Origin of the sequence: Bifidobacterium scardovii JCM 12489 = DSM 13734, from assembly GCF_001042635.1 — a bacterium.
Classification (GTDB): Bacteria; Actinomycetota; Actinomycetes; order Actinomycetales; family Bifidobacteriaceae; genus Bifidobacterium; species Bifidobacterium scardovii.
In genome coordinates, this window is record NZ_AP012331.1 from 1,706,560 (window position 1) to 1,727,208 (window position 20,649).

The following is a 20,649-nucleotide window of genomic DNA, read 5'->3' on the forward strand; positions in this document are numbered from 1 at the left end:
ATTTCATGAACGACCTAATTGGTAGTGAGGAAGGCGAACACATGATGAACAACGCGTTTAACTGGCGTGCCAAGGCCGGGTGCCGCGACAAGGATCCGGAACTCTTCTTCCCGGTCGGCAACACGGGCGCCGCATACCAGCAGACCGAGGAGGCCAAGGCCGTGTGCCGCACCTGCAAGGTCATCGATGCGTGCCTCAAGTACGCGCTGGACACCAGCGAGGATTACGGCGTGTGGGGCGGCATGAGCGAGGATGAGCGTCGCGCGCTCAAGCGCCGCACGATGCGCGCCCGCCGCTCGCAGGCGCTGCAGCAGCTCTGACGCGCCAGACATGGCTTATATTCGTATTTATGCAGACGGCTGGGCCGCGGGGAACGTTCCCCGCGGCCCAGCCGTCTGTCGTAGGCCTGCCGTCCGTCACATGAACCGCCCCCGCCCGCACTGCCACCGTTGCGGCTCCTCGGCGAAGCATTCCGCCGGGAAGCCGCAACGGCGCAGCCGGTCATTCGGACTGCGCGGCGCGCAGCTTCATATCGAGCACCACGCGGGTGCCGCCTTCGCGGCGCTGCTCCCAGTGCACGGAACCGCCGAAGTCGTTGGTCACGAAGGTGTTGATGATCTGCGTGCCCAGACCGGAGCCGGAGGAGCGCGCCATGCCGTTGCGTTCCTCATGGTCCAGACCAGAACCGTCATCCTCCACCACGACGTTGAGGTTGGAGCCGGAGCGGCCCACGGAGATGACGATATGCCCCTCCTTGCGCCCCTCGAACCCATGCTCGACCGCGTTGGTGATCAGCTCGGTGAGCACCAGGGACAGCGGGGTCGCGTCCTGCGCCGGCATCATGCCGAACTGGCCGACGTAGCCGATGGTGATGTGCTGGTCGCGCATCGTGGCCAGATCGACGCTCATCTTGAGCAGGTTCGAGATCACCTTGTCGAAGTCGACGATCTCGTCGGCGGTCTGGCTCAGCCCCTCGTGCACCATCGCGATGGTCTGCACGCGGCGCTGGGCCTCCTCCAACTCCTTCTTGACCTCGTCGGACTTGGTCTTGCGCGCCTGCAGCCGCAGCAGCGCGGACACGGCCTGCAGGTTGTTCTTGACGCGGTGGTGGATCTCGGAGATCGTCGCGTCCTTGGTCTGCAATTCCTGCTCGCGCCGGCGCAGCTCGGTCACGTCGCGGCACAGCACGATCGCGCCGGTGCGGCCGTTCGTGTCGTACAGCGGCAGCGAGCGCATCGACACGGCGGACTTGTTGGCGGCGAGTTCGGAGTCGATGGCGGCCTTGCCGCTGAGCACCAGCGGCAGCGATTCGGGCAGCGGGTCGTTCTCGTGCAGCAGCTGGGTCCCGGCCTCGCTGAGCAGCCGGCCCTGCATGGGGGTCAACGACCCGAGCCGGCGGAAGCAGCTGATGGCGTTCGGCGAGGCGTAGCGCACCACGCCCTCCGTGGTCAGGATCATGAATCCGTCGGCGACGCGCGCGTTGTGCCGCTGGCTCATCACCGCATCGGTGTAGGGGAACTGGCCGCGCGGGATCATCTCGTACAGATGCTTGCCCGCGTTGATGCTCTCCGACTCATAGCGGCCGTTGGATTCGCGCGTGGCCATGTTGGTCTCGCGGATCACCAGACCCAGCGTCTTGCCGTTGTGCCGCACCGGCGCGTACACGTTGCACACGGTGGACTTGCCGACGGAGCGCAGCACGGTGGAGCGGAACACGACCTCGGACTGCATCGCCGCATCCAGCTCGCCGGTCATGTCGGCGGGGGCCTTCTTGCCGACGACGTCCTCGGAGCGCAGCGTGACCACGGTGGAGGGACGGCACTGCTCGGCCACCACATAGTCGCCGTTGCCGTCCTGCACGATGAGCAGCAGGTCGGCGAAGCTCAGATCGGCGATGACCTGCCAGTCGCCCACCAGATGGTGCAGCCATTCGCGGTCCGCGTCGTTGAAGTCGGGGCGCGTAGCCAGTACTTGTGTGAAATCAGCCATAGCCCCATCATACGCAGACCCCGCACAAGGGGCGGACGCGCCGCCCTGCGTGTTCCGCAGACGGCGACGGCGCCGCGCCCGTGGCCGGGACGATTCCCGGCAAGGAGGTCTCCTCTTGACAAATCATCCGGCTACGCTATCGTAAGTTACGGTATCGTAACCACCTGTCACGGGAGGACATATGGCGACTATCCCTGAAAGCGAGATCGAGCGCAGACGAGCGGTGGTGACGGCGGCCCGGGAGGCGGCCCTGCAGGCGAAGGCCGACGCGGTCCGCATCAGGGCACACAACAAGGCCGACAACATCCGCCGGCGAGGCGAGGAGCGGGCCCGCGCGGCGATCGCCAAGGGCGAGGCCCGCGCCGCCCGGCTCGAGGGCATCTCCCCCGCCGAGGTGGAGCGCAAGATCCGCCTCGACGTGCACGGCCGGCCCAAACCGCTGCTGCGCGGATGGATCCATGCCGTGGCCACGCCGCTGGCCCTGGCCGCGGGCATCGTGCTGATCTGCCTGGCGCACGGCGCCGGGCTCAAGTGGGCGTGCGCCGTGTTCATGGTCTGCTCGCTGGTGCTGTTCGCCAACTCGGCCACCTATCATCTGGGCGACTGGTCGCCCCGCGTCACCGACGTGCTGCGGCGCATCGACCACATGAACATCTTCCTGCTCATCGCCGGCACCTACACGCCGGTGGCGTTCGCGCTCGAACCGTTCTGGCGCAACGCGATCATCGCGGGCATCTGGTCGTGCACGCTGGTGGCGCTGGTCATCCACGTGATCTGGATCGGCGCGCCCCGCTGGCTGTACGTGATCGTCTACATCGTGTTCGGCGTGGCCAGCACGGCGTTCATGGGCCTGTTCTGGGCCTCGCCCTACGCCGGTCCTGCCGTGGTGGTCCTGCTCGCCTCGGGCGGCGCCTGCTACATCGCCGGCGCGATCGTCTACGGGCTGCGCAAGCCCGATCCGTGGCCCCGCGTGTTCGGCTTCCACGAGATCTTCCACACCGGCACCGTCGCCGGCTATGCCTGCCACATGGTCGCCATCTACATGGTGATCGTCGCGCTGTGGAGCGCGTGACCGCCGCCAAGCATGACGCATGACCTCCGGATAACGACGCCGGATACGGCACGAGGGGCTGGAACCGCCATGGCTCCAGCCCCTCGTCATGTCATGCGCCGTTCGTCGCCGCCCATTCGCGCCCGATGCGCCCGCGGGATCGAATCCGCGGGCGCCCCTCTTCTCCGGCCTTCGCGCAGGGCGAACGCGCTACTGCAGCGGCTTGGCGTCCTTGATGGTCACGGAGATCGTGCGGCCGTTGGGCGCCTGGTAGCTGACCGTGTCGCCGGTCTTGGCGCCGATGATGGCCTTGCCGATCGGCGAGTCCTCGCTCAGCACGTCGTATTCGGAGACGGACGCCATGTCGCGGGCGCCCAGCACGTAGCGCATCTCGTTGCCGCCCAGCTCGATCGTGACCAGCGAGCCGTTGCCGACGGTGCCCTCCTCGGGCGCCTGGACGATCTTCGCGTTGCGCAGCTTGACGATCAGCTCGTTGATGCGGCCCTCGTTCTTGCCCTGCTCCTCGCGGGCGGCCTGGTAGCCGCCGTTCTCGGACAGATCGCCCTCGGCGCGCGCCGCGGCGATGCGCTTGGTGATCTCCTCGCGGTACTGCCCCTCGCGGTAGGCGAGATCCGCCTTCAGCTTGTCATACGCGTCCTGCGTGAGCAGCACGGCCTTTTCTTCGTTGCCCATGATTGCCTCCTTGGCTGTGATGATGGATGGCTTCCGTACGATGCCGGCATGGCGGCCGCCGAACCGGCATGATGTATGAAAAAAGCGCCGGCCGCCGCCGGCGCCCACACGCGTGGGTCACGCGCCGCGGGATCGCCGCGGCGGGTGTCAGCGGGTCGAGATGATGTCGACCACGAACACGAGCGTATCGCCGCCGCCGATGCCGGCCTGCGGCACGCCGCGCGAACCGTAGCCGTACTCCGGCGGGATCGAGATGACCAGACGGGAGCCGACGTTGTGCCCCGGCACGGTCTGGTCCCATCCCTTGATGACCTGGCCGACGCCGATGCCGAAGCTGGCCGGCTGGTGGCGCTCGAAGCTGGAATCGAACGCGTCGCTCTTGCCCCATACCACGCCGTGGTAGTTGACGGTCACCGTGTCGCCGCGGCGCACGATCGGGCCGTCGCCCTCGACGAGTTCCACGGCCTTGAGGCCGGCGGGAGCGTCACCGTCGAACGTGATGACCGGCGTGGCGCCGAATTCGGCGTTGACCTTGGGCATGTTCGTTGCCATTGTTCCTCCTTGTTGACACGCACAATGTCCTATAGACTACTCGGCGCCGCCCCGGTGCGCAAGCTCCCTTCGATGGGCGCGCACACGGGCCGCGACCGGGCCGCGGGAATTCCGGGCCGGGGCCTCAGCGCAGCGCCGACAGGGTCATGGCCAGCACGATGCCGCCCAGCAGGGCGAGGACCACGGTGGCCGCGCCGACGCCGACGACCGCCTTGCGCCGGGCGGCGATGCGATCGGGCAGGATGGCGCCGAAAAAGAACGAGACCATGCCGACGATCCCGCAGTTGACGCCGATGATCAGCTTGCCCGATGCCCCCAGCGCCGCCCCTCCGGCCGGTACGATGATCGAATCGATCACCGCCGGGAACACCGCGTACCCCCAGACGGCGAAGGCGACCAGACCGACGAGGGCATGGATCAGCGGCATGAGTCGCGGGCTGTTCATGCGACCGGTGAACGATTCGATGGCCCACAGCAGCACGAAGCCGACCGTATAGCTGAACGCCACGGCGAACAGGCAGGCGAGCACGAACCACGGCAGCGCGTTGAACGCGTCGCCGGAGATCGACACGTAGATCGGGGTGCTGACCAGTTCGCACACGCACATCGCCGCCGCGATGACGATCGCCTCCACCAGCATCGTGGGCAGGCTGTCCTCGGATTTGCGGCTTACGTCCATCCAACCGGTCATGGTCACCTCGCTGTCCTGCGGCCGCCATCGCGGCCGCCACACGCCGCCCGTGCGGCTTCCGATATCGCGGACAGTCTATAGAGATCAGGAAAACCGAATGTTTCGGACGCATGTCAGGCGCCGGGCGATCGCCCGAACCGCACAAGAATGGCGCTTAAATTGGTTCACACCATGACTAAAGCTGACTTGCGACTAGGAACGAACCCCTTCACTCCCGCAAAGTCGGGTATTCCCACCGTTCGTTCCGGTTTCTGCCACAGATAGTCGCAACACATGCCGATGGTGCTCTCCGGCGAGATGTCATGGAACATTTCGAAATCCTCCGTCTGAGGAACATCCTTGGATGGAGTCTTCCTTGACAGTACGATCTGCACCTTTCGATACCGGGCGATAGTGGTCTTTTCTGATCGCCCGGGAAAGTAAATGCCCAAAATCACTTTCGCGCTGCCTGTAGCGTTCATCTTCCACTCGACCTCGCGAACCGTCTCGTTCTCAGCTACCGCAACGACCGGGACTCCGTTGCCATACCCTGCGTCCGCAATGCTTTTCCTTGATTTGCAGTCAGACAGAAGCCTCGTCACGGCCTTGAGCGCCGTGATATCCACATGCGTGTTCTCGGTCATCGTCCTGCGCGCCATCTTTCATATTGCGTTTCAATGAAATCGTATATCGACTCAGATAATTCTTCGTATTTCGCATTCACGAAATCGATGCCGGTCCCGTCGTCGGGTATTTCCTCAAACGGCTATCGTAGAAAACAGAAAACTCATCATTGTCCGCCTTTATCGGGACGAGATACGGCGCTGGCGCCATTCCTTCGGCCAGTTTCCTTTTATCCTCCCGCCGTTGTTTGCGGCGGTTGGCTTCGCCGTACTTACCATCACCCATAGTGGGTCAAGAATAGACACATGAAAGGTCTGCACACGCCGATGACCCTGACTGCCGCCAACTTCCCCTTCCTTGCCGGCGGGGCCGTCATATCACCGCGGCAACGCATAACTTCTTTGCCCACATTTTGGGCCCATTATTTCGTGAGATAGGGTTAAATCGCGTGATATGCCGTGATGTGCGAAAGCCGCTCTTCCCTACTCCCGTAAGGAAAAGCGGCTTATAGCAACGATCCGCGACCGTGCCCCTGGCGGGACTCGAACCCGCAAGCCGTAGCGATCGATTTTAAGTCGACTGCGTATACCATTTCGCCACAGGGGCCTGCGCCGGGGAACACCCGACGTTGGCATTATGCCACGTTTGCCGCGGCAAATCCACCCTCACTCGCCGAGCAGGCGCCTCCCGTAGTCGAGGACGATGCCGTCGAGCAGGCCGTGCTCGCTGGCGATGAAGGTGTCGATGGCCTCGCCGTGGTCGGCCAGCGCCGCCGCCGACACCTTGGCGAGCACACGGCTCCACACGAGCGCGCCGCCGCCGACCACGTCGATGCGGCCGGGGTGGATGGTCTTATACCGGCGGCGTTCCTCGCGCGTCATGCGCAGGAAGCGGTCGTCGACCGCGTAGGCGTCCTCGTAGCGCACGCGCACCCCGTCGACGGCCCGGTGGTCGTATTCCTTCAGCCCCAGCGTGAGCGCCGTCATGGTGGTGACGGTGCCCGACACGCCGATGATCGTGCGCGCGCGGCCGGCCGGCACCGTGGCGAAGGCCTCGTCGATATGCGCGTCGATGTCCGCCACGGCCGCGGCGATCTCGGCGTCGGTCGGCGGGTCGGTGCGCAGGTGGCGCTCCGTCATGCGCACGGAGCCGATGTTCATCGAGAACGCGGCCTGCACCTGCGTGTCGGGTGCGCTCGTCCCGTCGCCGCCGAGCACGAGTTCGGTGGATCCTCCCCCGAGATCGACGACCAGATAGGGGGCCGCCAGGTCGGTGCGCGGCACCACGCTCGTGGCGCCCAGGAAGCTCAGATCGGCCTCCTCGGTGCCGGGGATCACTTCGGGACGCACGCCGAGGATGCGCTCGATGCCGTCTTCGAACTCCTCGCGGTTGGCGGCGTCGCGGGTGGCGGACGTGGCGACGAAGCGCAATCCGTCCACCTGGTGCCCGGCAAGGATGTCCGCGAATTCCCTCGCGGCCGCGTAGGCGCGGTCCAGCGCCTCGTCGGCGAAGCGATGCGTCTTGTCGACGTCCTGTCCGAGGCGGATCACGCGCAGTGTGCGCGGCACGATGTCGTGCATGCCGTTCCCGTCGACGCGTGCGATCTTCAGCCGGATCGAGTTCGTACCGCAGTCGATGCCGGCCACGGTGACGCCGTGTTGGGTGTCGCTCATCTTGATTGCTCCTTGATCAGTCGTCGACGGTTCAGTCGTCGATGGCGCAGCGGCAGACGGACGGGCCGAACTCGTCGGCGATGCGCTCGAGCGTCAGATCGCCGATCGGATTGACGCCTTCACCCATCACCAGCGTCTGGGCGAGCAGCGCGTGCAGGCACTTGACGCGCGTCGGCATGCCTCCGGCGCTGGTGTCGGCGATGTGCTCCTCGCTGTCGCCGAGCCGTTCCGCCAGTTCGTGGCGGAACGCGCGGTACAGGTCGTGCGCGCGCCGGTACGCCTGGCGCACGGCGTCGTCGGACGCCAGCAACTCGTTGTACTCGCGCATCACCCCCGCCGCCTCGACATGCGACACGGCCTTGACCGCCTCGGGCCCGGTCAGGTAGCAGGTGGTCGGGAACGGCTCGCCGCCCGGCAGCATCGGCCGGGTGACCACCGCAAGCGGACGGCCGCACGCGCATCGCGCGCCGACGGCGACCATGCCTCGCGGATAGCGGCCCAGCTGCCGTTCGACGATGGCGATGTCCTCCTCGGTTGCCGGGTTGGCCAGGCATCGGTCCGCCAGGGCCGTGGCGGTCTGGGTCAGCGAATCGTCGGGGTGCGTCACTGTTGGGAATCCTCCGTATTGGTATTGGTGTTGGTGTTGGTATTGGCGTTGCCGTCCGTGCCGGTATTGGTGCCGGTGCCGCCGGACGCGGTGCCCGAATCGCCGCTGATGGTGCCGTTGCGGCTGGTATCGGCCTCCTTGCGGTCGGCCTTCTCCAGCGAGTAGGCGAGCTCGCTATACCACGGCAGCGCCTTCTTGTCGGAACCGCCGGCGCCGGACGTATCGCCGCTCTCGGTCTTGCCGGTCACCGCCTCCGGGTGGAGCACGTGCACCACCTGCTCGCCGGGGAACACGAAGCCGAGCCGTTCGCGGGCCTGCGCGGCGACATAGGCCTTGTCGTCCCAACGGGCGATGTCGTTCTCCAGCTCCTGCTTCTTCGCCTCGAGCGCGGCCTCCTGCCGTTTGAGCCCGTTCAGCTCGGACAGATCGATCGCATAGGTGTAGAACGTGGAGAGCAGCTGTATCGAGCCGAGTGCAACGATGAACAGCGCGATGAAGAAGACGATCGGGCCGCTGCTGCGCGTCCTGGCCTTCGCGGCGGCGTTCCGCACGGCCGCCGATGCGCCGCGGGCCGTGCCCTTGCCTTTGCCCTTGCCCCGCGCGGCGTCTCGGGTCGATCGTGAACTCATAGGCAATAAAAATACCCGCCGCATTCGACTTGGCGAATGCGGCGGGTATCGGGTTTCAGTTGAATGTCACGCCTTCACGGGCGTTTCGATTCACTTGGCCAGGTACTTCTTGCAGGCCTTGAAGGCGCTGTAGCCGGCGTACTGAGCGGTGGAGCCGAGCTCCTCCTCGATCTCCAGCAGGCGGTTGTACTTGGCGACGCGCTCGCCGCGGGCCGGGGCACCGGTCTTGATCTGGCGGGTGTTCTTGGCGACGGCCAGGTCGGAGATGGTGGTGTCCGGGGTCTCGCCGGAGCGGTGGGAAACCATGGAGGTGTAGCCGTTGGCGGTGGCCAGCTCGATGGCGTCGAGGGTCTCGGTGACGGAGCCGATCTGGTTGAGCTTGACCAGCAGGGAGTTGGCGGCGCCCAGATCGATGGCCTTCTGCAGACGGGCCGGGTTGGTCACCAGCAGGTCGTCGCCGACGAACTGCAGACGATCGCCGAGGCGAGCGGTGATGGCGGCCCAGTCTTCCCAGCCCTCCTCGTTGAACGGATCCTCGATGGAGACGATCGGGTACTCGTTGATGAGGTTCTCGTAGTAGTCGAGCATGTAGGCGGAGTCGCGCTCCTCACCGTCGAAGCGGTACTTGCCGGTTTCCTTGTTGTAGAACTCGGAGGAAGCGACGTCCAGGCAGATGCCGATCTGCTTGCCGGGCTCGTAGCCGGCGGCGGAGATGGCGTCCATGATGTACTTGAGGGAGTCCTCGTTGGACTTCATCTTCGGGGCGAAGCCGCCCTCGTCGCCGAGGCCGGTGTTCAGGCCTTCCTTCTTCAGGACGTTCTTCAGGGTGTGGTAGACCTCGACGCCGGCGCGCAGAGCCTCGGAGTAGGTGCTGAAGCCGTACGGGGAGATCATGTACTCCTGGATGTCGGTCGCGAAGTCAGCGTGGGCGCCGCCGTTCATGATGTTCATGTTCGGCACCGGCAGGATGTGGCCGTTGGTGCCGCCGATGTAGCGGTACAGCGGCAGGCCGGCGGACTCGGCGGAGGCGTACAGGGCGGCCAGGGAGACGCCGAGGATGGCGTTGGCGCCCAGCTTGCCCTTGTTCGGGGTGCCGTCGAGCTCGATCATCAGATCGTCGAGAGCGCGCTGGTCAGAGGCATCCATGCCGATGACCTTCGGAGCGATGACCTCGTTCACGGCCTTGACCGCGTTGAGGACGCCCTTGCCGCCGTAGACGGACTTGTCGCCGTCGCGACGCTCCCAAGCCTCGGCTTCACCGGTGGAGGCGCCGGACGGAACCAGGCCCTTGCCCTGAGCGCCGTCTTCGGTCTCCAGATAGACCTCGACGGTCGGGTTGCCGCGGGAATCGAGAATTTGACGCGCGTACACGCTTTCAATTGCTGCCACAACTACTCCTTTAATGTTAGGTTGTGATGACAGTCCTAAGAATAGTGGGATTTATGGACGACCGACACCCTTTTCGGCAACAAGTTTGTTAGCGCTCACATTCAGGTGCGCGCAAAGGCGGCCGGCCGGCGCGCCGGTCAGAGCACCTGTTCCATGCCCACGCGGTACGGCTTGAGCCCCATGCGCTCGTAGAAGGCCTGCGCGCCCGGATTGCACGACCACACGTTGAGCGTGAGGTTATGGCACCCGGACCGCCGCGCGAAATCGAGCACGTGCCGGTAGAGCGCGGTGCCGACGTGGCGGCCGCGCACGGCCTCGTCCACGCAGATGTCGTCGACGTACAGCGTGGTGATGTCGGTGAGGATATGGCTGTCGGGGTGCCGTTGGAACACGCAGAACGCGTAGCCGTAGAGCGTCGCGTCGTCCTCGGCGAATGCGCCGAACACCGGCGTGCGGTCGTCTCGCAATATGGACTCGAGCTCCTCGTCGGTGTATTTGGCGCCCCCGGTCCTGAACAGATCGGGCCTGCCCCGGTGGTGGACCTCCAGCACCTGACGCAGCAGCGCGTGCAGCTGGCCGATGTCGCGCGGCTCGGCGCGGCGGATATGCATGTCATTGCCCATACCGATGCAGTGTAGCGGCCCATCCGGTCCATGCGCCGCCGCTCCCCCGATCATCGCCGATCCGCGGGAGGCGCCGGCGGCGCGTTTCGCGGCGGCCGGCTACAGGATGACCGCCGACACGGCGGCCAGCGACACCAGCGAGAACAGGGTGCTGACCAGCACGAATCCGGTGGCGTATTCGGGCATGTTGTCCCGCCGGCCCGCGAACATCGCGATCGTGGTCATGGTCGGCAGCCCCCCGATCAGCGACACCACGATCACCATGTCGTGGGTGACCGGCAGCGCCGACGCGGACGCGAGCGCATCGAGCAGCATGTACAGCCCGATCGGGAACAGCACCATCTTGGCGACCATGCCGACGTACAGCTCATAGCGCCGCAGCACGCTCCACCACTTGGTCAGCGCGAACATGCCGCCGAGATAGATCAGCGACATCGGCGTGGCCATGCCGCCGATCGTATGCAGCGGCGTGAGGATCACGCGCGGGATCCTCACGCCGAGCAGGATCAGCACGACCGCGACCAGGATCGCGATGAACGCCGGGTTGACGAAGCGCCGCCCCAGCCGGGCCAGCCGCGCGCCGACGCCGGCATGCCCGTCGCCGCCAGTCGCGGCCTCCCCCGGCTCGGGGCGCCGCACCGGCTCGCACAGCCAGACGCCGTAGGTCCACAGCAGCGCCTGATCGACGATCGACATCAGCGCCACGTAGATCGCCCCCTCCTTCGGGAACAGCGCCATGACCAGCGGAATGCCGAGGAACCCGGCGTTGCCGAAGATCGTGGAGGCCTGGAACAGGCGGGCGCAGCTGCCCGTCAGGCGCAGCGCCCATGCGAGGACGCGGAACACGACGATCAGCAGCAGGTACATGATGGCGATGAGCAGCATGACGCCGACATTGGAGAACAGCTGGCCGCGCGTCGTGCCGTCCACGGCGTTGGCGAACACCAGCACGGGGATGAGCACGTTGAGCAGCAGGGCGCACATGCCGTTCAGGGCGGTCATCCCGTAAAACTTCAGGCGCACGCAGCCGTACCCGACCAGCAGCATGATGAGGAATCCGACCAACTGGCCGACCACGACGCCGAATTGTGCCATCGTCCGCTCCCCTCGCACTCTCACCGATCAGAACACGCCTTATATAAGGCGCCGCTCTGGACACCCCGCCACGCACCGCCCCGCCCGTCATGCGCGGCATGACAACCGCTCGCCACCGCACCCGCCGGCATGCGATGATGGAGGCACCATCGAGGCAAGGAGGCATACCATGCAGCGCATATTCTCCTTCAACCGCATCGTGGGCGCGGCCATGGCGCTCGCGATCTGCGCGGCGGCCGCGGGATGCGGACCGTCCGATGCCAGGGCCGGGTCGGCGTGCACCGGCGTCGACGACAACGCCCGATACGACTGGCCGAGCTATGCATCGATCGACGACATGACTCAGCATGCCGACGAGATCGTCTACGCGACGGTCGTCTCCTGCGCCAAGCCCAAGGGATCGTCGCCGGGATACGACACGACGATCACCGCCACGGTAATCCGATCCGTGGCCGGCGGCGCCGCGGCCGACGGCGCGAAGAAGCCGAGCGCCGGCGAGACGATCGACGTGCGCGGCTACACCGCCCCGGGATCGGGCGCCGGACGCATGACCATCGGGCGGAGCTACGTGCTGTTCCTCAACGGTGACCGATACCAGCTCACGCCGGCGGACAGCGTGTTCCCGGTGACGGGCGGCACCGCGCAGGACCCGTCGACGTCGAGGAATCCGAGCGGGTCCATGGCGTTGAGCGACTCGCTGGCCGTGAAGCTGGGCATCGCCGACGCCAACGACCTGCAGCACGGCGAGCCGACCGGCGAACGCGATGTCGCGCGCCTGGAGCGGATCAGGGACGAGGTCGGCATGGATGCCGGCGAGGACGGCTACCGTCCCGGCACGGTCTCCAGCGGGTTCTGGTGGTCGCAGGCCTCGGTCGACGACGCCGGCGACGTGGCGCCGCCGCACAGCACGATGACCGTGTCGCTGGCCCCATGGGCCATCGGCACCTATCGGCTCACCGGATACTGCGCGGGCACCGGCAGCTTCGACATGCAGCTGGCCGTCGGCGACGGCGGTGAGCCCGACGAGTCGGATATCCGCCACGAGACGCTGGAATGCCTGGCCGACGGCATCGGGTCGGCGTCGATCACCATCGTCACCACGAGCGGGAAGGAGCGCAGCCGGATCAAGTTCGTCCCGAGCGCCGGCACCAAGGCGGCCGCCGGATTCCGCGCCGGCAAGGTCGGGTAGGGGGTGCGTGTCGAGCCGCACACGCCATCGGCGGCCACACCGTATGGCGCATACGTGCTGACTTACGGCCGTCTCGCGCCCCGATACAGGCCGTAAGTCAGCGAAGGAATTGATCCGATTACTGTGCTGGCTTACGGCCGCTTCACCGACCTGAACAGGCTGTATGTCAGTACACCCGTCATACGTTCCGCTGACTTACGGCCTGATTGACGTGTGAGAACGGCCGTATGCCAGCAGACTTGGTTTATCTTGGCTGACATACGGCCGTGGCCGTTTCGTGTGATGGACGGCGATGGTCCCGCAATTTCGGACGGCCTTCGGCCGCACTCCGCTGGTTCGCCTGTCGGCTCGCACACCCGCTACAAACGGCTCTGCCGTTTGTTTAACGCGGGCGGTCCTGCAATTTCGGACGGCCTTCGGCCGCGCTTTGCTGGCTCGCCTGTCGGCTCGCACGCCATCTACAAACGGCTCTGCCGTTTGTTTAACGATGGCGTCCATGCAAAGTCGTTGAGGAGGTCGCTGGTCCAGTCCATGACCTGCTCGCCGGGCATGGGGCCGGCGCCGAGCGAGCCGGCGAAGGGGGTCGGGATCAGGTAGGTGTGGGTGACCGGGCGGTACTGCGCGCCCTTGTAGATGCGGTTGATGCGCATCTGGATCGATTCGGGCGGGTCGACCTTGGCGATGCGCACGTTGCGGCCCTGCGCGATGATCTCGGAGATGCCGAGCTTGCGCGCCTTGGCGCGCAGGCGGGCCACGCCGAACAGCGTCTCGAACTCCTCGGGCAGCTTGCCGTAGCGGTCGGTCAGCTCCTCGGCCAGGTCCTTGAGATCCTGCTCGGTGCGCGCCGCCGCCAGCTTGCGGTACGCCTCGAGCCGCAGCTTGTCGGAGTCGATGTAGTCCACCGGGATCGACGCCTCGATCGGCAGGTCGATCGACACGGCCAACGGCTCGGTGCGTTCGGGCTCCTTGTACTGCTCGACCGCCTCGGACACCATGCGGATGTACAGGTCGAAGCCGACGCCCTCGATGTGCCCGGACTGCTCGTCGCCGAGCAGGTTGCCGGTGCCGCGCAGCTCCAGGTCCTTCATCGCCACGTCGAATCCGGAACCGAGCGCCGTGTTCTGCGCGATCGTCGCCAGGCGGTCGTGCGACTGCTGGGTCAGCGGCTTGGATGGGTCGTACAGGAAGTACGCGTACGCGCGCTCGCGGCCGCGGCCGACGCGGCCGCGCAGCTGGTGCAGCTGCGAGAGGCCGAAGCGGTCGGCGCGGTCGACGATCAGCGTGTTCGCGTTGGAGATATCCAGACCGGTCTCGATGATCGTCGTGCACACGAGCACGTCGATGTCGCGGTGCCAGAAGTCGCGGATGATCTGGTCGAGCTGCTTCTCCCCCATCTTGCCGTGCGCGATGCCGACGCGCGCCTCGGGCACGAGCTCGTGGATCCGCGCCGCCGTCTTCGCGATGTCCTGCACGCGGTTGTGCACGTAGAACACCTGTCCCCCGCGCAGCAGCTCGCGGCGCACCGCGGCCGTGACCTGCGCGTCCTCGTAGGCGCCGACATAGGTGAGCACGGGAAGGCGGTCCTCCGGCGGCGTGGCCAGCGTGGACATCTCGCGGATGCCGGTCACCGCCATCTCCAGCGTGCGAGGGATGGGCGTGGCCGACAGCGACAGCACGTCGACGTTGGTGCGCAGGGCCTTGAGCGTCTCCTTGTGCTCGACGCCGAAGCGCTGCTCCTCGTCGATGATGACCAGACCGAGATCCTTGAACTTGATCTTCGGGTTCAGCAGCTTGTGCGTGCTGATGACGATGTCGACGCCGCCGCTCTCCAGCCCCTCGATGGTCTCGTTGATCTCCTTGGCGGTCTGGAACCGGCTCATGGCGGCGATCGTGACCGGAAATCCCTCGTAACGCTCGGCGAAGGTCTCGTAGTGCTGCTGGACGAGCAGCGTCGTCGGCACGAGCACGGCGACCTGCTTGCCGTCCTGGATGGCCTTGAAGGCGGCGCGCACGGCGATCTCGGTCTTGCCGAAGCCGACATCGCCGCAGATCAGGCGGTCCATCGGGACCGGCTTTTCCATGTCGGCCTTGACCTCGTCGATGGTGGTGAGCTGGTCGGCGGTCTCCTGGTACGGGAACGCGTCCTCCAGCTCCTTCTGCCACGGGGTGTCGGGGCTGAACGCGAAGCCGGGGGTGCGCTGGCGGGCCGAATACAGCTTGACCAGGTCCTCGGCGATCTCGTGGACGTGCTTGCGGGCCTTCGCCTTGGTAGCCGCCCAGTCGGAGCCGCCGAGCTTGTTGAGCTTCGGGGCCTCCGCGCCGATGTACTTGCTGATCTGGTCGAGCTGGTCGGTCGGGATGAACAGCTTGTCGGCCGGTGCGCCGCGTTTGCTCGGCGCGTATTCGATGACCAGGTATTCGCGCGTCGTCCGGTTGGCGCCGGTACCGATGGTGCGCTGGCGCATGCCGACGAACCGGCCGATGCCGTGCTGCTCGTGCACCACGTAGTCGCCGGTCTTCAGCTCCATCAGGTCGATGGCCTTGCGGCGGCGCTTCGGCGTTTTCGCCTGGCCGGCGGCGGAGGTGCGGCCGGTCAGGTCGCGTTCGGTGAGCAGCGCGACCTTGGCCGCCGTGTCGACGAAGCCGTCGATGGCCTGCGAGCGGATCACCGCGAAGCTGGCGATGCCGGTCTCGTTGATCGCGCGCTTGAGCCGCGCGAGCGTGCCGGCCGCGGCGGCGGTGACGGTGACGTCGATCCCCTCGCCGATGAGCCCCTCGATGCCGCTCGCGGCCTTCGCCTCGTCGCCGCGGTATGCGCCAGGGTTGGCCGCTGCGAGGCTGACGTGGCCGGGCAGGCTCGCGTCGACGCCGAAGCTCGTCAGTCGGTAGATGTCGTGGTTGGCGTATTCGAGCGCGCTGATCGTCTCGTCGAAGTCGAGGAAGCTCGCCCGGTCGAAGCTGATCGGCGCGCCGGCGCCGTGGCCCGATGCGGCCACATGCCAGCTTGCGGCGAGGAACTCGTTCGCGGTCTTGGACAGGTCCTCGGCGGAACGGCGCAGCTTCTCCGGGTCGGAGAGCATCACGACCGCGCGCTTGTCCAGCATGCCGGTCACCGGCTCCATGTCGTCCACGAGCGCGGGCATCAGGGATTCCATGCCCTCGACCGGAATCGCGTTGGCGATCGATTCGAGCATATCCTCGGCGTTCGGGATCTGGCCGATCAGCCGCCGCGCGCGGCCGCGGATCGCCTCGGTGAGCTGCAGCTCGCGGCAGGCGGTGGCCCAGATCGTGCGCTTGGGCTCGCCGTAGGTGCGCTGGTCGGAGGCGTGGAACTCCCGGATCGTGTCGATCTCGTCGCCGAAGAACTCGATGCGCACCGGGTGGGGCGCGGTCGGCGGGAACACGTCGATGATGCCGCCGCGCACCGCGAATTCGCCGCGGTCCATGACCAGATCAACGCGCGTGTACGAGTTTTCGACCAGACGGCGGGCCGCCTCGTCGAGCGCCAGCTCCTCGCCGGCCGTGAACACGAGCGGCTCCACGTCGCCCAGGCCACGGACCACGGGCTGGATGAGCGAACGGACCGGCACGACGAGGATGCGGATCGGGCCGAACATCGGATTCGTCCCGCTCGGGTGCGCCAGACGGCGGAACACGGCCATGCGGTTCGCCACGGTGTCGGCGCGCGGGCTCAGCCGCTCATGCGGCAGCGTCTCCCACGCCTCGAGCTGCGCGATGTCGTTCGGATCGCCGCCGTACCACGAGCGCAGCGCGTCCACGGTGTCCTCGGCCTCGCGGCCCGAGGCGACGACGAACACGACCGGCCGTCTGGCGGCCACGGCGGCGGCCAGAGCCGGCCGCAGGCCCGCGGGAGCGCCGACGACGATCGACGGGTCGGCGGCCGCCGCGTCGTCCCGGTCGACGCGCCCGGCGGCCAGCGCATGGAAGGACGGATCGGCGTCGAGCCGTTCCAGGATGCCCGACAGCGATCCGTTGATCAGGGCGAGGTGCCGCTCGCACGCGGCGCCGTTCGACTGGTTCGCCTTATCGGCCATTGAATTTCTCCTGGGTCTTCGCCAGCCCGTTGATGATGATTTCCTCGGCGGCGTCGGCGCCGTCGGCGAGGAATTCGGGCAGCTGTTTGCGCTGGTCGGGGCCGAACCCGCCGAGCACCCAGTTGACCGTGTTGTCGTGCGCGTTCGCGCCGCGGCGGGAATGCCCGACGCCCATGCGCACGCGGGCGTACCTCGGGGTGCCGAGCGACTTGTCGATCGACTTGATGCCGTTGTGGCCGCCGGCCGAGCCGCCGGCCTTGACCTTGATGCGGCCGAAGTCCAGGTCCATGTCATCGTGGATCACGACGATATGGTCCGGCGTGATCTGGTAGTAGGCGCTGATCGAGGCGACCGCGTTGCCCGAGTCGTTCATGTAGGTCAGCGGCTTGGCGAGGAAGAACTTCGCGGTGCCGCCGTTCAGGCTCATCGCGCCCTTGCCGAGCATCGCCAGGCCCTTGTGGTCGGAGAACGCGACGGACCAGCGTTCGGCCAGCACGTCGGCGGTCATGAAGCCCATGTTGTGCCGCGTGTCCTCGTATTTCTTGCCCGGATTGCCCAATCCAACGATCAACCAGAATGCAGATGCCATCGATGTTTGTTCCTTCATGCCTTCGTGCGCGAACATACGCATCATACCCGTTCCCGTCGCCGTCGCGCGCGGCGGACGGGGCCCTCACGGCAGCAAAACGCCTGCCCGGGGGCGCCGGGCAGGCTCGGATCCGGCAACGGGAAGGCGCGGCGCCTTCCCGTTGCCTGCGCTTACTTGCGCTTCTTCTTCTCGCGGATGTTCACCGAAATCTGGATCGGCGAGCCCTCGAAGCCGAACTCCTCGCGCAGCGACCGCTCGAGGAAGCGGCGGTAGCCGTGCTCGAGGAAGCCGGTAGCGAAGATCACGAAGCGCGGCGGGCGCGTCGAGGCCTGCGTGGCGAACAGGATGCGCGGCTGCTTGCCTCCGCGCAGCGGGTGCGGGTGCGCGGCCTGGATCTGCCCGAGGAACGCGTTGAGCTTGCCGGTCGGGATGCGCTTGTCCCACGATTCGAGCGCCTCGCGCATCGCGCGCGACAGGCGGTTCGTGTGCCAGCCGGTCTTGGCCGACAGGTTCACGCGGGAGGCCCAGGTGACCCGCTCGAACTCGGTCTTCCACAGGCGCTCCATGCGCTGGCGGTCGAACTCGTCCATGAGGTCCCACTTGTTGAACACGAGCACGACCGCGCGGCCCGCGTCCACGGCGGAGCTCATGACCTTGAGGTCCTGGTCGGAGATCGGCTGGGAGGCGTCGAAGAGCACCAGCGCCAGCTCGCACCGCTCGATCGCGGCCTGCGTACGCAGCGACGAGTAGTATTCGGCACCCGACAGCTTGTGCAGTCGGCGCTTGATGCCGGCCGTGTCGATGAACAGCCAGTCCTCGCCGTCCACGCGCACGATCTCGTCGACCGGGTCGCGCGTGGTGCCGGCCAGATCGTTGACCACGGCGCGATCCTCGTGCGCGAGCTGGTTGAGCAGCGACGACTTGCCGACGTTCGGCCGGCCGACCAGCGCCACGCGGCGCAGATGCGTCGGCGTGAGGAACCCGGAGGTCTTTTCCGCCTTCTTCAGCGAGTCGAGCGCCACGTCGAGCAGGTCGCCGACGCCGCGGCCGTGCATCGCGGAGACCGGATACGGCTCGCCAAGGCCGAGCTTCCAGAATTCGGCGGCCATGTATTCGCTGCGCATGTCGTCGATCTTGTTGACGGCGAGCGTGACCGGCTTGCCGCTGGCGCGCAGCAGCCTGACGATGCGCTCGTCGGTGTCGGTCATGCCGACCTGCCCGTCGACGACGAACACGACGGCGTCGGCCAGCTGCACGGCGACCTGCGCCTGCGAGGCGATGGCCGAGTCGATGCCCTCGACGTCGGTCTCCCAGCCACCGGTGTCGACGAGCTTGAAGTCGGTGCCGGCCCACTCCGCGTCGTAGCTGACGCGGTCGCGCGTCACGCCTGGCGTGTCCTCCACGACGGCGGCGCGGCGGCCGAGGATGCGGTTGACGAGCGTGGACTTGCCGACGTTCGGCCGGCCGACCACCGCGAGCACGCCGACCGCCTTGGGCCCGGCGTTCCGCTCGCCGCGGTCGGTTCCCCGGCCGGAGACCAGCGCCTCGTCGGCCTCGTCGAGCTCGTAGCCCTCCAGGTTGGCGGCGTACTGCTCGTATTCCTGCTCCTCGATCGCCTGGTCGACCAGCTCGACCAGCGCGTCCAGCGTCTGCTCGAAGGTGAGGTCGGAGTTGTCGAGCGTGGTCACGCCGTCGGCGGCGCTCAGGAAGCTCGTCACCTTGGAATCGGCCTTGTCGCGGGCCGCGACGTCCTCCGCGCCGACGCCGTCCGCCGCGCCGGCCTGCCCGGTGCGGCGCGCCTGGCGCACCTCCTCGCGGGCGGTGAGCAGCACGCGCACCTCGGCGTCGGGCGCGACGACCGTGGTGATGTCGCGGCCCTCGGCGACGATGCCGCGCCCGTCGGAGAACGAGTCGGAGGCCTCCTCGCGCGCGATCGTGGCGCGCTGGGCGGCGATCAGCAGATGGCGCACCGGCATGATGTTCGACACCTTCGAGACGTGGGTCGACACCTCGGTCGAGCGGATCGCCTCGCTGATGTCCTCGCCGTCGCACAGCACGCGCGGGTCGTCGGGGTCGACGGTGATGTCGAAGTGGTCGCCGGTGAAGAACTCCCCGACCGTTTCGGTGACGAGCCGCTCGTCCACCTCCTGCGCGTCGAGGTCGACGCCCCGCTTCAGGCACCACCAGGCGCAGGCGCGGTACATCGCGCCCGTGTCGAGATAAGCGAAACCGTAGTATTTGGACAGCGCCTTCGACGTCGACGACTTGCCGACGCCAGCGGGCCCGTCGATGGCGACGCGGATCACAGCCCAACCTCCTTCGAGAGGGAACGCACCTCGGCCTGCGAGAGCACGCGGTACGACCCGGACTTCAGCTCGCCGAGCTTGATCGGGCCGATCTGCGTGCGCACGAGGCGCTTGACGGGGAAGCCGATCGAGCCGAAGATGCGGCGCACGATGCGGTTCTTGCCCGAATGCAGCACGACCTTGACGATGGTCGAATCGCGGTTCGCGTCGATGATCGCGCAGTGGTCGAGCTTGATCCATCCGTCGTCCAGCTGCACGCCCGTGGTGACCAGGCGGCGGCACACGGTGCCGCTGATGCGGCCCGAAACGGTGGCGATATAGGTCTTTTCGACCTCGTACTTGGGGTGCATGACGTGCTGGCTCAGCTCGCCGTCGTTCGTCATGAGGATCAGGCCCTCGGAATCGTAGTCCAGGCGGCCCATGTGGAAGATGCGCTCGTATTTGTCGCCGACGATGTCGCGCAGCGTGTAGCGGCCCTTCGGGTCGTCCATCGTGCTCAGCACGCGGCGCGGCTTGTTGAGCGCCAGCGTGACGTGGTTCGGGTTGAGGCGGATGCGCGATCCGTCGACGCGCACCTGCTGACGGTCGATGTCGACGCGCGTGCCGAGCTCGGTGACCAGCTCCCCGTCGACCTCGACGCGTCCTTCGGTGATGATCTGCTCGCACTTGCGGCGGGATCCGAATCCGGCCTGCGCCAGCAGCTTCTGCAGGCGAATGCCTTCCTGATTACTGTCTTGCGCCTTCGCGGCGCGGGAATATGCGTTTGGCATCGTTCTCCCAACGTGGCCTTGCGTACGGTTTCGCGTACGTCCGTATGGTATTCCTTGCTGTGGCTGCGCCCGCCTGTCCAGCAAAACGCAACCTTTCCAGTATAGCGTATTGCCTGCCTGCTGGTACTATGGCAGACGTTCGGCG

Annotated in this window: 19 protein-coding genes and 1 tRNA gene; 3 read left to right on the forward strand and 17 right to left on the reverse strand. The window is 66.8% G+C overall.

Features of this window, described 5'->3' with window-relative positions:
• The first annotated feature begins 44 nt into the window (after positions 1-44).
• Positions 45-320: a WhiB family transcriptional regulator gene (locus tag BBSC_RS07020; RefSeq protein WP_033520078.1), complete on the forward strand. Its 276-nt coding sequence runs from the start codon at positions 45-47 to the stop codon at positions 318-320.
• A gap of 181 nt (positions 321-501) precedes the next feature.
• Here BBSC_RS07020 and BBSC_RS07025 read toward each other — a convergent pair whose 3' ends face one another.
• Complete coding sequence (locus BBSC_RS07025; RefSeq protein ID WP_033519599.1) at positions 502-1,989, reverse strand: sensor histidine kinase; 1,488 nt, start codon at positions 1,987-1,989, stop codon at positions 502-504.
• A gap of 181 nt (positions 1,990-2,170) precedes the next feature.
• On the opposite strand from BBSC_RS07025, the gene trhA reads away from it, so the two are divergent.
• Positions 2,171-3,061, forward strand: a complete 891-nt coding sequence (gene trhA, locus BBSC_RS07030) for a PAQR family membrane homeostasis protein TrhA (RefSeq protein WP_033519598.1) — start codon at positions 2,171-2,173, stop codon at positions 3,059-3,061.
• A gap of 189 nt (positions 3,062-3,250) precedes the next feature.
• On the opposite strand, the gene BBSC_RS07035 is transcribed toward trhA, so the two are convergent.
• The 12 genes from BBSC_RS07035 to BBSC_RS07085 all read right to left on the reverse strand — a co-directional run bounded on the left by BBSC_RS07035 (position 3,251) and on the right by BBSC_RS07085 (position 11,595).
• Positions 3,251-3,733 carry a GreA/GreB family elongation factor gene (locus BBSC_RS07035; protein ID WP_033519596.1) on the reverse strand — a complete coding sequence of 161 codons (483 nt, stop codon included), beginning with the start codon at positions 3,731-3,733 and terminating at the stop codon, positions 3,251-3,253.
• Positions 3,734-3,880: 147 nt separating this feature from the next.
• The gene (locus BBSC_RS07040) at positions 3,881-4,285 is read right to left on the reverse strand and encodes an FKBP-type peptidyl-prolyl cis-trans isomerase (RefSeq protein ID WP_033519595.1); all 405 of its coding nucleotides are present in this window, start codon (positions 4,283-4,285) and stop codon (positions 3,881-3,883) included.
• Between the two features lie 124 nt (positions 4,286-4,409).
• The gene (locus BBSC_RS07045) at positions 4,410-4,976 is read right to left on the reverse strand and encodes a hypothetical protein (protein WP_033519600.1); all 567 of its coding nucleotides are present in this window, start codon (positions 4,974-4,976) and stop codon (positions 4,410-4,412) included.
• A 164-nt stretch (positions 4,977-5,140) separates the two neighbouring features.
• Positions 5,141-5,599 (reverse strand): hypothetical protein, encoded by a 459-nt coding sequence (locus BBSC_RS07050; protein ID WP_144414440.1) that lies wholly within the window; start codon positions 5,597-5,599, stop codon positions 5,141-5,143.
• A 76-nt stretch (positions 5,600-5,675) separates the two neighbouring features.
• Positions 5,676-5,864: a hypothetical protein gene (locus BBSC_RS13705; protein WP_144414441.1), complete on the reverse strand. Its 189-nt coding sequence runs from the start codon at positions 5,862-5,864 to the stop codon at positions 5,676-5,678.
• Between the two features lie 242 nt (positions 5,865-6,106).
• Positions 6,107-6,185: transfer RNA gene (locus tag BBSC_RS07055), tRNA-Leu, on the reverse strand.
• A gap of 59 nt (positions 6,186-6,244) precedes the next feature.
• The gene (locus BBSC_RS07060; RefSeq protein WP_033519592.1) at positions 6,245-7,252 is read right to left on the reverse strand and encodes a Ppx/GppA phosphatase family protein; all 1,008 of its coding nucleotides are present in this window, start codon (positions 7,250-7,252) and stop codon (positions 6,245-6,247) included.
• Between the two features lie 31 nt (positions 7,253-7,283).
• Positions 7,284-7,859, reverse strand: coding sequence for a DUF501 domain-containing protein (locus BBSC_RS07065; RefSeq protein ID WP_033519591.1), 576 nt, complete (start codon positions 7,857-7,859; stop codon positions 7,284-7,286).
• Positions 7,856-8,488 carry an FtsB family cell division protein gene (locus tag BBSC_RS07070; protein WP_231649375.1) on the reverse strand — a complete coding sequence of 211 codons (633 nt, stop codon included), beginning with the start codon at positions 8,486-8,488 and terminating at the stop codon, positions 7,856-7,858. Before BBSC_RS07070 ends, BBSC_RS07065 begins: the two co-directional genes overlap by 4 nt.
• 90 nt (positions 8,489-8,578) lie before the next feature.
• Positions 8,579-9,877: a phosphopyruvate hydratase gene (eno, locus tag BBSC_RS07075; RefSeq protein ID WP_033519590.1), complete on the reverse strand. Its 1,299-nt coding sequence runs from the start codon at positions 9,875-9,877 to the stop codon at positions 8,579-8,581.
• Positions 9,878-10,014: 137 nt separating this feature from the next.
• Positions 10,015-10,500, reverse strand: a complete 486-nt coding sequence (locus BBSC_RS07080) for a GNAT family N-acetyltransferase (protein ID WP_197074465.1) — start codon at positions 10,498-10,500, stop codon at positions 10,015-10,017.
• 99 nt (positions 10,501-10,599) lie between these two features.
• The gene (locus BBSC_RS07085) at positions 10,600-11,595 is read right to left on the reverse strand and encodes an AEC family transporter (RefSeq protein ID WP_033519588.1); all 996 of its coding nucleotides are present in this window, start codon (positions 11,593-11,595) and stop codon (positions 10,600-10,602) included.
• A 169-nt stretch (positions 11,596-11,764) separates the two neighbouring features.
• On the opposite strand from BBSC_RS07085, the gene BBSC_RS07090 reads away from it, so the two are divergent.
• Positions 11,765-12,784 carry a hypothetical protein gene (locus BBSC_RS07090; RefSeq protein ID WP_033519587.1) on the forward strand — a complete coding sequence of 340 codons (1,020 nt, stop codon included), beginning with the start codon at positions 11,765-11,767 and terminating at the stop codon, positions 12,782-12,784.
• Positions 12,785-13,242: 458 nt separating this feature from the next.
• On the opposite strand, the gene mfd is transcribed toward BBSC_RS07090, so the two are convergent.
• From mfd to BBSC_RS07110, 4 genes are all read right to left on the reverse strand, one after another.
• Entirely contained in the window at positions 13,243-16,839 is a 3,597-nt protein-coding gene (mfd, locus tag BBSC_RS07095; protein ID WP_046726307.1) for a transcription-repair coupling factor, read from the reverse strand.
• Positions 16,829-17,428 (reverse strand): aminoacyl-tRNA hydrolase, encoded by a 600-nt coding sequence (gene pth, locus BBSC_RS07100; protein ID WP_033519324.1) that lies wholly within the window; start codon positions 17,426-17,428, stop codon positions 16,829-16,831. The genes mfd and pth overlap by 11 nt, the downstream gene beginning before the upstream one ends.
• A 170-nt stretch (positions 17,429-17,598) precedes the next feature.
• Complete coding sequence (gene der, locus BBSC_RS07105; protein ID WP_033519312.1) at positions 17,599-19,734, reverse strand: bifunctional cytidylate kinase/GTPase Der; 2,136 nt, start codon at positions 19,732-19,734, stop codon at positions 17,599-17,601.
• Positions 19,731-20,504, reverse strand: coding sequence for a pseudouridine synthase (locus tag BBSC_RS07110; protein ID WP_033519311.1), 774 nt, complete (start codon positions 20,502-20,504; stop codon positions 19,731-19,733). Before BBSC_RS07110 ends, der begins: the two co-directional genes overlap by 4 nt.
• Positions 20,505-20,649: the final 145 nt, after the last annotated feature.